Source organism: Natrialba hulunbeirensis JCM 10989 (genome assembly GCF_000337575.1).
In the GTDB taxonomy this organism is placed as follows: Archaea; Halobacteriota; Halobacteria; order Halobacteriales; family Natrialbaceae; genus Natrialba; species Natrialba hulunbeirensis.
In genome coordinates, this window is record NZ_AOIM01000039.1 from 85,008 (window position 1) to 98,618 (window position 13,611).

The window sequence follows — 13,611 nt, forward strand, 5'->3', positions numbered from 1 at the left end:
CGTATGACCGGTTTGTACTACGAGGAGTTCACGGTCGGCGAAACGATCGAACACGAACGGAGGCGAACGGTTTCCGAGAGCGACAACCAGCGGTTCTGCGATATGACGATGAATCAGCAACCGCTGCACTTAGACGACGAGTTTGCAGCCGACACCGACTTCGGTGAACGGCTGGTCAACGGCCTCTACACGATGAGTCTCGCCGTCGGCATTTCGATCCCCGAGACGACCGACGGGACCATCGTCGCGAATCTCTCGTACGACAACGTCGAACACCCCCATCCCGTATTCCACGGCGATACTCTCCGCGTCCAGTCGACTATCACCGACAAGCGCGAGACCAGCGACGGCGAACGCGGTGTCGTCACGATGCACGTTGAAGTGTTCAATCAGGACGACGAACTGGTGTGTGAGTTCGACCGGACTGCACTTTCGCTGAAACGGGAGTTCGTCGACGACGAGTGATCGTCGAACCGGGGCGAACAGATATCCCCTATCAGTGATCGCATCGGGCGAAACGGTGACTTTCGGCGCGCTTCCGGCCTCAGAGGACCGTCGAAATCATGTAGACGTTGATCCCGCTCGCGATGAGCCACGGAAGGGCCAGTCCGGCTGGGACGATCGGCTGGTACACTCTGGGGAGGAGCGGCCGACAACAGAGGCCGACGCCGACAGCTGCGGCTTTCAGAACGAGCATTCCGACGAGTCCGTAGCCATCGATCGCGCTCCGGGCGATCGGATTCGACTCGGTCAACCCGAGGTGGAGGCCGAGAAACGTCGTCACGACATCGCCGACGAGCGAGACGGCGACAAGTACCCAGAGAAGCCGGTCGAGATCACTCGTTGTGACAGTAACAGTTAGCCGCGGTACCGAGTAGACGGCGTCGGATTGCATACACTCCCACCCGGAATCGAACCGGATAGCCAGTCTGTGGCCAAGAGCAGCGAGTGGGTCGGATGTCGGATGTCGGATCTCCCACCGGTATCCACAACACAGTACCGACCGTTCGCCGTCGCCCACCGGGAGCAACCGGAGTTCAGTCGGTACTATCCCAATTATGGGTATTGTTATGCGAGCCGTATCCTCGTCCTACGAGTGGTTACCAGTCAGTAACAAGTGCCAAACCCAAACTCGCTGACAGCGAGGTGCCGTGTCTCTCGACAGCGTCCGTGCTCAGCAGGCGGGTAACGGAGAGTGAGAGGAACACCGGTATCGAACACCCAGCGACGCGGCAGGGCGGTACACGCCACGAGCGGACGAGTTGGGGGGAATGTGCGACGTGGGTGTCACGACCCGGTTGGAGGTGTGTCGGTTCGGCGGTTGTCTCCGCGGTCACCAGCACGGAGACATTGCAACGTATTGCCGATGGCGTGAGGAACGTTTGCGTTCAGTCGTCCAGTCATTATATCGCGAGTGAGTATTCAGGCCGAGTGTATTCGTGTCCAGACATGTGTCAGCGGGCCGTTGAAATAGGGTGTTTACTGGTGACAACTGCAGGCACAACGCCTATCCATAATTCTGCCTATCCTGCAGATACAGCTGCAATAACCCGTGTACGTGAATATTAGCTTTGACGTGACGAGGTGAAACCGAAGACGGTATCGACTCTCAAATACATGTCAGATGAGACGATAGAACGTTCTACCCGACGACTCGCGACGATTCGGGATCGACTCGATTCGGGGATGGACCGTCGTGAGTTCGTCCGGACGCTCGTGACCGGTGGCTACGCCGTTGGCATGGCACAGTTCCTCGGCGTCGAGGACTTCTTGCGTGCCGACGACGGCGACGTACCGATCGTTACCGCACTCGTCAGGGACGATCCGAACGACCCCTGGTCGTTGACAGAGCGAACGCGATACGTCCCTGCGGACTGGTACGCTGCAGTCGAGTCTGCGATCGAACTGAACGAACGGCTGGCACGGCTCGCGTTCACCGGCTATCTCGGGAGTGCGGTCGTTCCCGGCTCCTACCAGAGCGAGACGGCAACAGTCTCGGTCGGGATCTCGCGCGACTGGGACTCCGTTCGGGACCTCCTCGACCAGCTCGTCGCCGGCATTCCAGTCGATATTGAGGCACTTTTCGACAACGACGGGATCAACGACCTGGAAGACGTCGGCGACATCGAAGACGCGGAGGATCTCGAGAGCGTCGAGAACATCGAGGCCGGTCGTGACTCGTTCGAGCCGCGTATCCTCGAACACGTTCACAACGGATACGCCCCGAGCGGTGTCGCCTGCGAGACACCGACGAGTCTGGCAACGCTCGGGCCGGCACTATACAACCCTGATACGGAACAATCGTTCTTTGTCACAGCAGAACACGCCTTCAACAGTGGACCCGATCCGGTTGGCGAACCTGTCTCACTTCCCATCCAGGACTCAGACCACGTCTCACTCGGCACCGTTGCAAGTGCCCACCCGGCCGAGGACTTCGCCACGATCGAACCGACGGGCGACATCGAACCGGCCAGTTTGATCGATACGCAGCCGTCGCTGCGAGTGCGCGGCCAGTACACCAAGTTTGGCCTCGCAGACCTCATGGCTCGCGACGAACGACTCGAGAAGGTCGGCGCAATGACTGGCCATACAACGGGTGCGATCCAGGGGATTGATGCAGTGACCTGCTTTACGGACGACTTCTGCCGATACGGTCAGATCCGGTGGGGAGGAGAGATGGATTTAACTGACGGTGACAGCGGATCGGTGAGCTTTCACGCTGATCCGGAGGGCGACGATGACGACGTCCTCATCGCTGGCTTCAACAATGCTCGCACCTGGTGGCCCGGCCAGAGCTACGTCTGGGGCGTCGGTGCGTACAGGATAACCGAACGTTATGGCTATCACTTTTGAACGCGGCCAACGACAACGGCGACGACAACGACGACAACGACGACGACCGATCCCAGTGACCAACGCGTCACTGTCCACGAGGTGGCAACAGTGAGCGACGGCTCACCGCACTCGAGTACCGGGTCGGCTTCGACTTCCACCACCAGTGCCGGCACGATCCTTGGCGGGATCGGCCGGGTTGTCGCCGACGCGATCATCGTTGCCGCGTTCGTCCTGTTGGTGACACTGCTGTTCTTGCAGACCGGCTGGCCGCGCTGGGCGTTTTATGTGGTGCTGTTTCTCGGTGTTGCAGGCTACGTGTCGATTACGCGGCCGTGGTGACAGAGTCGACTGTGACACGTCGTCAGTCAATAACGAGGGTGAAAATCGCGGTCCGGTTCTGGTTTGAGTTCAGTTCCGATTTCAGCTCGCCCGCTGCTCAGGACAACTGCGTCTCGAGTCGGTCAATCAGCGGCTCGTTGCCGACGAACACCGGTGTCCGCTCGTGAATGCCCTCGCTTGGCTCGACGGTCAGCAGCGATTGCTCGCCGTTCGAGGAGCGGCCACCTGCTCGTTCGATGATGTACCCAATCGGGTTCCCCTCGAACTGAAGGCGGAGCTTTCCTTCAGGACGGGACTCGAGTCCCGGGTAGCCGAAGATACCGCCGTAGGTGACGACCTGATTGACGTCACCGATCATCGCGCCGCCGTAGCGCAGTTTGAGTTCGGTTTCGATCTCGCGGGCGTACTGCGTGAACGCGTCGGTCCAGTCGGGGACGCGACCGCCAAAGCCGTAGACGACCGGGTCGTCGGGAAGCGTGACGTCCTCGCGGATGCGGCGTCGCTCGCCGCCAGTTAACTCGTACTCCGAGACGGTGTCCTCGGTTGCGAGGAGCATCGTCGTGATCGGGCCGTAGAGCACGTACGCGGCCGCGACGAGGTCCTCGCCGCGGGCTGGCAGCGGTGCGTCGTAGACGCCGACGATGGTCCCCATCGCGTTGTTGGAGGTGAGATTCGAGGAGCCGTCGAGTGGGTCGACGGCGACGGTGTAGCCGGCCGCCGAAGCTGTGTCTCCACAGTCGACGATCGCTTCGCGCTCCTCGCTGGCATACTGGCTAATCCCGTCGATTGCCAAGAGCCGCTCGGCGAGCAACTCGTCCGCCCAGATGTCGGCTTCGACCTGCGTCTCGCCGCTTGGATTCTCCTCGTCGACGGCGCCGCGGCGACCGACCAGCCCCTGTCGAATCTCCGTCGCCGACCGACTCAGTGTCGCCACGACGGCCTCGACGACCGGATCGGAAACCGTCATCCTATTCGGTTGCCTCGAGTGCAGCGTCTGCCGTCTCCTCCTCGTAGATGACTTTCTCGAGTGCGTCGAGAATGCGGGTTGGGTTCTCGCGCTGCCAGACGTTGCGGCCGACGGCGAGGCCGGTACAGCCGGCGTTGATGGCGGCTTCGACAGTCGAGAGGAAGTCGTAGTCGGAGGTCTTCGAGCCACCGCTCATGACGACGCTCATGTCGCCGGCGGCCTTGCAGGCGTGTGCCATCGCGTCGGGGTTGCCGGGGTACTTGACCTTCGCGATGTCGGCACCGAGCTCGAGTCCGAGGCGGGTCGCATAGGAGATGGTGCTCGGCTTGGTGTCGTTCTTGAGTCCCTGGCCGCGCGGGTACGACCACATGACGACAGGGAGGTCGTGTTCGCGGGCGTCTTCTTGGACGTCGCGGAACTCTTCTGCCATCTCGACCTCGTGGTTCGAGCCGCCATAGAGGGTGAAGCCGATGGCGTCAGCGCCGAGTTCGGCGGCGTAGTCGACCGAGCAGTTGACCGCCGAGTCGTACTCGCCCATCCAGAGGTTCGAGGTCCCGTTGACCTTCAACAGGAGGTTGACGTCATCCTCGTAGCTTGGGTAGTAGCCCTCGGCGATCCCCTTCTGGACGGCCATCGCGCTGACGGCGTCGTGGGTCGCCGTCTCGAAGACCGTCGACGGATCGAGTTTTTCGGGCACGTCTTCGAAGTCGACCGGGCCGTGTTCGAGGCCGTGGTCCATCGCGAGGATCAGTGTCTTACCGTCACGAACGATTGGGGAATCGTCGATCGGAATCATCTGTTAGATGGTCCAACAGGCCGCTATAAATCTCTGATGGTCCGTATTATCGATATTACTCATTTGAGTAGTAACCATTGCTCAGAAACAGTGTGATAGACGTCGACCACCAGCAAGGGACAGGTGTCAGGGCGAAAGCAACTCACGCGCGTTGTGGCGCCACGACCGAACGTGAAGCACGTCCAGTTCCAGCAGGCGGGCGATCGTTACCGCTCGAATCGTCGCTAACCGCTCTGCCGAGACGATTCCCGCCTCGGCGAGCACCGCCGCATCGTCCGGACCGACGCCCGTGACGGCGGTCAGCGGTGTTGGCCGTGGGTACGGCCGCTCGTCGCCGCTCTTATCGTCGCCGTCGGTATCAAGTCCGTCAGTATCGTTTGCGTCTGGCCGACAGTCCGAGTCGGGAACCGTACTCGAGTCCCCTGCGTGCGCAGTCGGTGGCTGTGCCTCGAAGCGCTGCCATTCTTCGCTGTCGCTGGCTGCGATCCACGCACGTTCGGCCGCACCGAGGCCGCGGACTTCGTCGGAGCGGCGGTCGAGGCCCAGTTCGCTGTCGGTCTGGAACGACCACGGGAGCGAGAGTCGGCGGCGGAGTTCGGCCGCGAACGCCTCGTCGAGGTCGGTTTCGAGGAGCTGCTGGTAGGAGTACTCCTTGTTGGCGACTGCCTCGGGGTCTAGATCCACTGCTGTTAGCTGCTCGCGCTGGTTGTCGTCGAGCCGAGAGTTAGAGTCGTGATCGGTAGGCGACTGATCGGTGGGGTCGACTACGAAGACCTCGTCGGGTTCATCGATGACGGGGAGTTCGATGCCGAGTCCGATGCCGAGGCTGATCGTTTCCGATTCGTCGTTTTCAACGGTTTCGTTAGTCTCGGTAATCTCGTCAGTCTCGCCAGTCTCGTCGTCGGAATCGATCCCGTCGCTTTCATCGCCCTCGTCCTCGCCCTCGCTCTCACCAGCCCGCTCTTCGATCGCCGTCCGCACCGCTGGCGGGCGCTCCTCGTAATCGCGGTCTGTTTGCCCACTCGGCTCCCCGTCCCACTCGTTCGCCGAACCTGCCTCGTTCGGTTCGGTTACGAACTGTTCCTTACTCACGCGAGTCACCGCCCGTCCGTAGCTCTCACTGTCGAGTCTTGAAACTTGTCCTCACATTGATGCACATCCTGTCGACCGAACTACTATTGTTGCTGCCGCTGACTGTCTCGTATGCGTTCACCTCCCCGCGTCGCCACGGCCGCCGTCGCCCTCTCGGTCCTCTGTCTCGCAGTCGTCGCACTCGCTGCTGGTGCGCCACCACCGTCACCCATCTGTGGGGTCTGTGGCACCGACACGCTCGACGGCGCAACCGAGGCGGGGACACTTGACATCTACGTCGACGAGAGCGGTGACTCCCAGTGGGTCGAACAGGTCCCCGTCACCGAAACGGCTGCGAACACCTATCAAAACGATACCCGCGCGCTCGAAACAGCCGTCGACGACAGTCAACATCGATACCGCGCCGTCGGCACCGATGCCCAACCCGTTACCGCCACGATCGAGGACCAGGCCGTCCACGTCGAGTACACCGTTCCCAACGTCGCGAGTCAGGTTGGGGTTGGCAATGGATGGGTACTCGAGTACTTCTACGCTGGCGACAGCCCGGTGCGGTACGAACTCGTCGCCGACCGGGTGTCGATTCACCTGCCGGACGACTACGCGGTAACCAACAGCCCGGAAGCGGGGAGTATCGAGGATGGAACACTGACGTGGACGAGCGGTGGGTCCGGGGAAGACGAGGATGGAGCGGGTGGCGACTTCCACAGCCGAACCTACGTCACCTACGCCCAGTCGGGGCTCACGAACACCGCCGCCTCCTGGACTGCGGCGGCAGTCGCGTTCGGACCGGTGGTACTCGAGCACACCGTGCTGGCTGGCGTCGTCCCGGTGGTAGTGGTAGGGTTCGCGGCAGTCGCGACCAGTACTGTCGGTGCTGGCCGATCACGAGAGCTGGCTGGCCGCAGCCGATGGGTTGGAACCGTCGGACGAACTGGCTGTGTCGCGCTCTGTCGCCGCCTCGGTGTGTATCACTCCCGGCGAACGCTGACGCTGCTCGGGCTGGCTACAGTGGGGCTGCTCGCCGGGGCGAGTTGGCTGCTTGGATTCCTGTTCGAGGCGCTTCTGATCGGTGCGTTCGGCCTGTCGGTCGTCCTGTTTTTCCCGTTCGGACATGCACTCACACGGGGAGAGCGGCGTGCGTGGCTGTATGGCGTGGCCTGTCTGCTGGCACCGCTTGGTGCCGTCGCTGTGCTAGCACCGTTTCCGACGTCTGGCACGATCTTCGTCCTCAGTCTGTTCGTCTTCCTCCCGATTGCGGGAGCGGCGGCCGTGCTCGGGTACGTGTTGTCGCTGGTCGGCCGAGAGATTGCACTGGCAGGAGACACAAAGCAGCGAGAAACACAACGTAGACAGACCAGCGCCGACGGGCGACCCTGAGCCGAGCCAGCGATTCACCGTACCGCCTGTCTCGTACCGGACGACGCTACTGGTGAAGCGGCTGTTCTGCCATCGTGGCCCGTAGCTCGTCGAGTCGAGAGCGGGACATACCCTCCTCGAACTGCTGCAGCAACGCATACACTTCCGCGCGCGGAACCTTCACGTCGCCCTCTTCGACGACATCTTCGGGTCGCTCGCGGAGTTCGCGCATCGTGCCGACGGCGAGGAGATACGGAATCGCCCACGCCGAGAGTCGGTTGCCGTGTTGTTCCGGCACGACCTCGAGGTAGCGCTGGGCGTCGTCGAGGTAGGTTTCCGCACGCCCGGTGACACGTTCGACCACGTTCGTCACGCCGTTGTGGTTCTCCTCGTCGGTGACGGCGTCGAGGTCGACGTCCTCCTCTGCGAGCCACTCTGCAGGCAGGTAGACGTTGTTCTCCTCGTGGTAGTCCGACTCGACGTCCTTGGCGATGTTGACGAGTTGCAAGAGCAACGCGAACGAGCGGGCGTTATCACGCATCTCTGCGGCGCGCTCTTGCGATGCGCCGCGGGCGACGAGCCCGGTGATCAGCGTTCCGACCGTGCCGGCGGCATACCAGCAGTACTCCTCGAGTTCCTCGAGTGTCTGCAGTCGGAGGCCGCCTTCGTCGGCGTACCGATCGGTGAACATGGCCATCCCGTCGACGAGTTCGCGGACGGGTTCGCGCATGATCTCGCGGGGCTCCTCATCGAGCGATTCGAACGTCTGCAGCACGCGCGGCGTTTCGGCCACGACATCCCAGTCGTTCGATCGGTCCGCTGGCTCGGGAATCCAGGGCTCAACGTCGGCCATGAACGCCTCGACGGACTGGTCCGTATCGGGGTCGAGGAGACGATCGTACTCGGTGAGCAACTCGGTCTGTTCGGCAGGCGGAATGTGGCCCGCGTCCTCGATCGTGTCTGCAATTCGACAAAGGAGGTATCCCAGACAGATGTGTTTCGACATCGGCTCCTCGAGCCGGTCGATCGTGATCGAGAACGTCCGCGAAACGCCATGTACCGCGTCGTAACACCACTCCAGGTCGGCGTCGGTTGTGAGTTCGTGCTGGGCCGTGGTCATCTACTGGCTTCTCTTTCGTCCCCATCCCGGAAAAGCGCCGCGGTCGTAACATTCTATTCTGTTGGGGGCTATAGAACGGAATTCGGCGATACTGAGGGGCCAGACCGGCATCCCGGCACGTCACGGGACCATCACTTTCTGCCTTCGTCTCGACTGAGCACGTATGTCCGATACCGACGATCCGACCGCGACCGAAACCGTCCTCGTCGCCGGCTCACACGGCCAGGTCGGCCAACACGTAACGGAAACACTCGCCGCACACGAGGGGTATCACGTCCGCGCGATGGTCCGTGACGACAGCCAGGTCGAGGAAATGGAATCGATGGGGGCAGACATTGACGCCGTCGTCGCCGACCTGACCGACTCCGTCGAGCACGCTGTCGACGGCTGTGATGCAATCATCTTCGCCGCGGGCTCCGGCGGCGAGGACGTCTACGGCGTCGACCGCGACGGCGCGATCCGGCTCGTCGACGCCGCAGCAGACCAGGGGATCGACCGCTTCGTCATGCTCAGTTCGATGGGGGCGGACGATCCCGAATCCGGTCCAGAGCCACTCCAGGACTACCTGATTGCGAAAGCCGAAGCCGACGAGTACCTCCGCGAAAGCGGGCTCTCACACACCATCGCCCGTCCCGGCGAACTGACGACCGAGTCCGGCACCGGCGAGATCCGGGTCGGCACCGACTTCGACCTCGGCGACGGCGACATTCCGCGCGAAGACGTGGCTACTGTGCTCGTGGGTGTACTCGAGTACGACGGTCTCATTGGCGAGACGTTCGAGTTGCTCTCGGGTGACGATCCGATCGATGCAGCACTCGAATCGCTGGCCGGGGCAGGGACGGACGCTGCCTGACTGATTCCCAACGGTTCACCACGAATCTGGCGGGCATTCGTGTACGACTCTGAATAAACGCGAAACAATCAGCCATCCGTGAACCGGAATCCGAGAGGTAACAGTAAAGAATCGACCCGCCATAGCGAAAGTATGGACTTTGCGCTCTCGGCCGAGCAGCAACAGATTCGGGACATGGTTTCGGAGTTCGTCGACGAGGAGATCGTTCCCGTCGCGGACGAAATCGACCACGAGGACGAGTTCCCGCAGGACCTCGTCGACGAGATGGCCGACCTCGGACTGATGGGGATGCCGTTCCCCGAGGAGTACGGTGGGGCCGGTCTCGACTACCACTCCTACGCGATCGGACTCGAGGAGATTTCGCGTGGCTCCGGCGGCCTCGGGACCGTCGTCGCCGCCCACACCTCGCTCGCGGGGAACATGCTCTACGAGTTCGGTGACGACGCCCAGCTGGAGGAGTACCTGACACCGCTTGCAGCAGGGGAGGACGTTGGCGCGTTCGCGCTCTCCGAGGCGGGCGCAGGCAGTGACGTGCCGGCGATGGAAACGATGGCTGAAAAGGATGGCGACGAGTACGTGATCAACGGCGGCAAGCTCTGGATCTCCAACGGCTCCGTCGCGGACACCGTCACGGTCTTCGCGAAGACGGACCCCGAAGCCGGCAACAAGGGCATCTCCTCGTTCGTCGTCCGCCCCGAGGAGGACGACGGCTTCATCGTCGAGAACACGGAGGAGAAACTCGGCGACAAGGGCTGTCCGACGGCCGAACTCCGATTCGACGACCTCCGGATTCCCGAGGACCGCCTCCTCGGTGCCGAGGGCGACGGCTTCGTGCAGGCGCTGAAGACCCTGAACGGCGGCCGGATCACCATCGCCGCCCGGAGCATCGGTATCGCTCGCGCTGCGTTCGACGAGGCCCGGGACTACGCCGGCGAGCGCGAACAGTTCGGCCAGCCGATCGGCGAGTTCCAGTCGATCAAACACAAGCTCGCGGATATGGACACGAAGATCCAGGCGGCCCGGATGCTGATGCACAAGGCCGCAGACAAGAAGATCCGCGGCGAGAACTTCATCAAGGACTCCGCGCAGGCGAAGCTCTACGCCAGCGAAATCTCCCGCGAGGTCGCAAACGAGGGGATCCAGATCCACGGCGGCTACGGCTACACGAAGGACTTCCCCGCAGAGCGGTTCTACCGCGACGCCAAGCTGAACGAGATCTACGAGGGCACGAGCGAAGTGCTGCGGAACACGATCGGCGATCAGTTGCTCGATAACTGAGCGACTCCGAGTCGTTGCGGTTGTCGTCCCTCTTTCCCACTCGGCTAGTCCGTTCCGTACTCGAGTCCACAATCGTCGCTGACGCGGCCTGTTCGATGCATATATCTTACACGAACGCCCTGCAGAAAACGAGCGATGTCAACGCGTACTCGAGTCGCCCTCCTGCTCCTCCTTGGAATCGGGCTGTTATGCAACCCGTTCTACCTCTGGCCGCACCACGCTGGCGACGCACACGAACTGCGTGCGAGTGAGACGACGATCACGGCGGATGCTGCGACGGCCGTTCCGGTGGATGACCTGCCACCGGAGACGAAAACTGCCGTGGAGTCCGCAGTCGAGACACTCGAGTCGGCCGCGGACCTACCCGTCGGCTGGTACCACAGCGATCAGGGTGGTGGCCACGACTGGCCGCGATACGAGAGCGAGGCGGCGGTCCCGATGACTGGGCTGGCCGAGACCGGTCCACCGACTGTCACGGTCGAGGAAACGGAGTATCTGCTGACGACCGTTGCGGTCGAGCGCTCACCACCCGTCCTGCCCGAGCAGTTTCGCGTTCCGATTGGCTTCACCGGCGCGCTGGCGCTCGCGTTCGGTGGGTTGCTTGCCGCTCGCGGGACGGTACAACTGACCACTCGCGCCGCGTGGGTCGTCGTCGGCGTCTGGACCGGCGTTCTCCTTGTGACGGCCGCCTACGACGGAAGTTTCGCGGGTGTTGCTCTTACGACTGTCCACGAAATTCCGCTCGTCGGGATCGACCTCTCTACAGTTGCCGGTAATTTCCTCGGAACAGTCGTCTGGGTCCTGCCGGCGGTTGGGTTCGTCCTCGGCGTCGGCTTCCGGCGCGAGCGGTGGCGGTCTGGCGTCGGCGGGACGGGTGAACTCCTCTCGGTCCTCGCGTTGGTGGCGGTCACGTGGCCGTTCACGCTGCCGGGAGGGGCGCTCGGATTCCTGATCGGGCAGGATCGGCGCTCGTAGCCAGCGGTTTAGCACCGTTCAGCGATCAACGTCAAGACACGCACTCATCCACTCGTAGTGGTCGTACAGCCGCCGCTCGCCCGCCTCGGTGAGCGCGTACACGTCGTGCAGTCCCTCTGTTCGCTTCTCGACAAACCCCGTGTCAACGAGTGCCGACAGCGTGCCGTAGAACGACTTCGGCTCGATTCGGTCGTCGTAGTGGGACTCGAGTTGGGACTTGAGCTGCTGGCCGCGGAGTTCGCCGCGGTGGGCGGCCTGGCTCGCTGTGTCGTCCGTCGCATCCACAGTATCCTCGGTATCCGAACCGCTGGCCGCCGCCAGCAGCACACAGATGTCCCGTCGCCGCCCGCTCTGGAGCCACTTGGTCATACGCAGTTTCGGTTCGTCCGGCGCACGAGCGTTACGGTTCTGGTTCTGTTCTGGTTCTGGTTCTGGTTGGGTCCTGGTTAGGTTCTGGTCGGGTGCTAGTCGTCCTCGAAACCAACTCATGGATCCCGTACCACCCACTCCGAAAGCCAGCCAAGCACCGCCCAGCACAGTCCGCCCGCCAAACTCACGGCACCCACCGCAACCTCACCCACCTCGAATCGCGCGACGCCACTCGAGTCCACCGCGTGTCTGAACAGCAGCAGCCGGTCGGTGGCGAGTTCGACAGTGCCGGAGCCGGCGGCGAGTGAGGCGAGAACGAGAGCGATGACGGTAGTTCCGAAAAGAGCGAGCGTTGCGACGGTACCGGTGGCGATCCGCGAGAGCGTCTGCATTCCGGCGAGTCGTAGTGTTTCGTCGCCGGAGCGGCAATCTGATTCGGGATCGTAAATCGCGAACCCCTGAATGTCGTCGTCCGGCAGCGCATCGACCCGGACACGGCTCGGATACTGGAGCAAGACGGCGGCCATCCAGAGGTCCCCGACGGAGCCGGCACCGTTCACCGCGAGTGCGAACACGAGAAGCACGGCGAACAGGTGTTCCGGCATGGCTGCCATGAGCAGGAGTCCGCTCGCGGTGAGCAGGACGAACGGGGAGACGAGAATGACGAGCAACTGGTTGCGAGTAAATCGGTCGCCGCCGACGGCTGCGTAGGCGTACGGAAAGAGCGCGTAGGAGAGCCCGACTCCGAAGGATGGAGCACTGCCATAGTAGGCCATAAAGAGACCGTGACAGGCCTCGTGGAGCACGACAACCACACCGAGGACAACCGCTGCGAGTCCGAGCCAGAACAGCAGCGTCCCTGACGGAAGCACGGGGATCGCGACCTGAGCGAGCTGTTCTCCGCGGAAGCGCGCGTGCAGGTGAACACCGTAGTAGACGAGCGCGAAGAAGCCGACGACCGAGACGGTGAGCCACTGGAGGGCGACGAGCCGCGTCAGCCGGAACTCGGTGACGGGCTGGGAGGGCGAGGAGGCCGGCCGTGATTCGGCTCGCGTCACGCGCAAACCGTCCGCCGGGGACGAAAAAGGAATATCGGTTCCAGTCGCGCCACCCCGTCGCAAGCGAACCGATACTTTCCCGGTGGCTGCCCTCCGAGTAGGGAGTATGACCGAGGACGCTGACACGGACGCCGCGCCCGAGAGCACGAGTGCGACCACCACCGCTACCACTACCGCCACCGCCAACGGCATCCGCGCCACCTACGACGAAACCGAGACCGAGCGCCGACTCGAGTTCGTCGCTGGCGTCGAGGACGAAGATTCGGGCGCGACTGCAACACCACGCGGGACCGGCACCGCGGCCATCGCTCAGAACATCGAGGGCTACGCCATGCTCAAGGTGCGACCGACCGCGGACGGCGACGAACTCGAGCGCTACTACGGCTTCGATATGGCGCTCGATCACGCGGCGGAACTGCTCGGCGTCTCACAACACGACCTGCCGATTCCCGAGGCGGCCGACGACATGGGGATGTAACTGACACTCGAGACCGACACCTCCTTTCGAACACGTTCGCCCGAGACCCCGTGAGAACCGACGAAGCGGCCGCGGAAAACGGGAGCCATAAATAC

The 13,611-nt window shown here is 62.8% G+C and carries 15 protein-coding genes; 8 read left to right on the forward strand and 7 right to left on the reverse strand.

Features of this window, described 5'->3' with window-relative positions; all coding sequences use genetic code 11:
• The first annotated feature begins 3 nt into the window (after positions 1-3).
• Complete coding sequence (locus C483_RS15725; RefSeq protein WP_006654351.1) at positions 4-465, forward strand: MaoC family dehydratase; 462 nt, start codon at positions 4-6, stop codon at positions 463-465.
• A 79-nt stretch (positions 466-544) separates the two neighbouring features.
• Here C483_RS15725 and C483_RS15730 read toward each other — a convergent pair whose 3' ends face one another.
• Positions 545-895 (reverse strand): DUF5658 family protein, encoded by a 351-nt coding sequence (locus C483_RS15730; protein WP_006654352.1) that lies wholly within the window; start codon positions 893-895, stop codon positions 545-547.
• A 722-nt stretch (positions 896-1,617) separates the two neighbouring features.
• Here C483_RS15730 and C483_RS15735 point away from each other — a divergent pair.
• The gene (locus tag C483_RS15735) at positions 1,618-2,853 is read left to right on the forward strand and encodes a hypothetical protein (RefSeq protein ID WP_006654353.1); all 1,236 of its coding nucleotides are present in this window, start codon (positions 1,618-1,620) and stop codon (positions 2,851-2,853) included.
• A 90-nt stretch (positions 2,854-2,943) separates the two neighbouring features.
• Positions 2,944-3,174 carry a hypothetical protein gene (locus C483_RS19645; RefSeq protein ID WP_006654354.1) on the forward strand — a complete coding sequence of 77 codons (231 nt, stop codon included), beginning with the start codon at positions 2,944-2,946 and terminating at the stop codon, positions 3,172-3,174.
• A gap of 97 nt (positions 3,175-3,271) precedes the next feature.
• Here the strand turns inward: C483_RS19645 and C483_RS15745 are convergent, their stop codons facing one another.
• From C483_RS15745 to C483_RS15755, 3 genes are all read right to left on the reverse strand, one after another.
• On the reverse strand, positions 3,272-4,141 hold the full coding sequence (locus C483_RS15745) for a class 1 fructose-bisphosphatase (RefSeq protein ID WP_006654355.1): 870 nt from the start codon (positions 4,139-4,141) through the stop codon (positions 3,272-3,274).
• A gap of 1 nt (position 4,142) precedes the next feature.
• Entirely contained in the window at positions 4,143-4,937 is a 795-nt protein-coding gene (locus tag C483_RS15750; RefSeq protein WP_006654356.1) for a class I fructose-bisphosphate aldolase, read from the reverse strand.
• Between the two features lie 126 nt (positions 4,938-5,063).
• Positions 5,064-6,029 carry a hypothetical protein gene (locus C483_RS15755; RefSeq protein WP_006654357.1) on the reverse strand — a complete coding sequence of 322 codons (966 nt, stop codon included), beginning with the start codon at positions 6,027-6,029 and terminating at the stop codon, positions 5,064-5,066.
• A 111-nt stretch (positions 6,030-6,140) separates the two neighbouring features.
• On the opposite strand from C483_RS15755, the gene C483_RS15760 reads away from it, so the two are divergent.
• Positions 6,141-7,406 (forward strand): hypothetical protein, encoded by a 1,266-nt coding sequence (locus C483_RS15760; RefSeq protein ID WP_006654358.1) that lies wholly within the window; start codon positions 6,141-6,143, stop codon positions 7,404-7,406.
• A 46-nt stretch (positions 7,407-7,452) separates the two neighbouring features.
• Here the strand turns inward: C483_RS15760 and C483_RS15765 are convergent, their stop codons facing one another.
• A complete protein-coding gene (locus C483_RS15765; RefSeq protein ID WP_006654359.1) occupies positions 7,453-8,505 on the reverse strand; it encodes a phytoene/squalene synthase family protein in 1,053 nt (350 codons plus the stop codon).
• 163 nt (positions 8,506-8,668) lie between these two features.
• On the opposite strand from C483_RS15765, the gene C483_RS15770 reads away from it, so the two are divergent.
• The 3 genes from C483_RS15770 (at position 8,669) to C483_RS15780 (ending at position 11,611) form a co-directional block, all read left to right on the forward strand.
• Complete coding sequence (locus C483_RS15770; protein WP_006654360.1) at positions 8,669-9,358, forward strand: SDR family oxidoreductase; 690 nt, start codon at positions 8,669-8,671, stop codon at positions 9,356-9,358.
• Between the two features lie 132 nt (positions 9,359-9,490).
• Complete coding sequence (locus C483_RS15775; protein WP_006654361.1) at positions 9,491-10,636, forward strand: acyl-CoA dehydrogenase; 1,146 nt, start codon at positions 9,491-9,493, stop codon at positions 10,634-10,636.
• 135 nt (positions 10,637-10,771) lie between these two features.
• On the forward strand, positions 10,772-11,611 hold the full coding sequence (locus C483_RS15780) for a hypothetical protein (protein ID WP_006654362.1): 840 nt from the start codon (positions 10,772-10,774) through the stop codon (positions 11,609-11,611).
• A gap of 18 nt (positions 11,612-11,629) precedes the next feature.
• Here C483_RS15780 and C483_RS15785 read toward each other — a convergent pair whose 3' ends face one another.
• Together C483_RS15785 and C483_RS15790 are read right to left on the reverse strand one after the other, a co-directional pair.
• Positions 11,630-11,980 (reverse strand): PadR family transcriptional regulator, encoded by a 351-nt coding sequence (locus C483_RS15785; RefSeq protein ID WP_006654363.1) that lies wholly within the window; start codon positions 11,978-11,980, stop codon positions 11,630-11,632.
• A gap of 116 nt (positions 11,981-12,096) precedes the next feature.
• Entirely contained in the window at positions 12,097-13,038 is a 942-nt protein-coding gene (locus tag C483_RS15790; RefSeq protein ID WP_006654364.1) for a DUF3267 domain-containing protein, read from the reverse strand.
• 106 nt (positions 13,039-13,144) lie between these two features.
• Here C483_RS15790 and C483_RS15795 point away from each other — a divergent pair, with 106 nt between their 5' ends.
• Positions 13,145-13,516, forward strand: a complete 372-nt coding sequence (locus C483_RS15795; protein WP_006654365.1) for a DUF7111 family protein — start codon at positions 13,145-13,147, stop codon at positions 13,514-13,516.
• Positions 13,517-13,611 lie beyond the last annotated feature (95 nt).

What these genes read in the sequence shown, in the direction of transcription:
- C483_RS15730 (WP_006654352.1), bottom strand. Translation starts at nt 895, where the DNA reads ATGCAATCCGACGCCGTCTACTCGGTACCGCGGCTAACTGTTACTGTC.
- C483_RS15785 (WP_006654363.1), bottom strand. Translation starts at nt 11,980, where the DNA reads ATGACCAAGTGGCTCCAGAGCGGGCGGCGACGGGACATCTGTGTGCTG.
- C483_RS15780 (WP_006654362.1), top strand. Translation starts at nt 10,772, where the DNA reads ATGTCAACGCGTACTCGAGTCGCCCTCCTGCTCCTCCTTGGAATCGGG.
- C483_RS15745 (WP_006654355.1), bottom strand. Translation starts at nt 4,141, where the DNA reads ATGACGGTTTCCGATCCGGTCGTCGAGGCCGTCGTGGCGACACTGAGT.
- C483_RS15770 (WP_006654360.1), top strand. Translation starts at nt 8,669, where the DNA reads ATGTCCGATACCGACGATCCGACCGCGACCGAAACCGTCCTCGTCGCC.
- C483_RS15795 (WP_006654365.1), top strand. Translation starts at nt 13,145, where the DNA reads ATGACCGAGGACGCTGACACGGACGCCGCGCCCGAGAGCACGAGTGCG.
- C483_RS15760 (WP_006654358.1), top strand. Translation starts at nt 6,141, where the DNA reads ATGCGTTCACCTCCCCGCGTCGCCACGGCCGCCGTCGCCCTCTCGGTC.
- C483_RS15765 (WP_006654359.1), bottom strand. Translation starts at nt 8,505, where the DNA reads ATGACCACGGCCCAGCACGAACTCACAACCGACGCCGACCTGGAGTGG.
- C483_RS15735 (WP_006654353.1), top strand. Translation starts at nt 1,618, where the DNA reads ATGTCAGATGAGACGATAGAACGTTCTACCCGACGACTCGCGACGATT.
- C483_RS15725 (WP_006654351.1), top strand. Translation starts at nt 4, where the DNA reads ATGACCGGTTTGTACTACGAGGAGTTCACGGTCGGCGAAACGATCGAA.
- C483_RS15750 (WP_006654356.1), bottom strand. Translation starts at nt 4,937, where the DNA reads ATGATTCCGATCGACGATTCCCCAATCGTTCGTGACGGTAAGACACTG.
- C483_RS15775 (WP_006654361.1), top strand. Translation starts at nt 9,491, where the DNA reads ATGGACTTTGCGCTCTCGGCCGAGCAGCAACAGATTCGGGACATGGTT.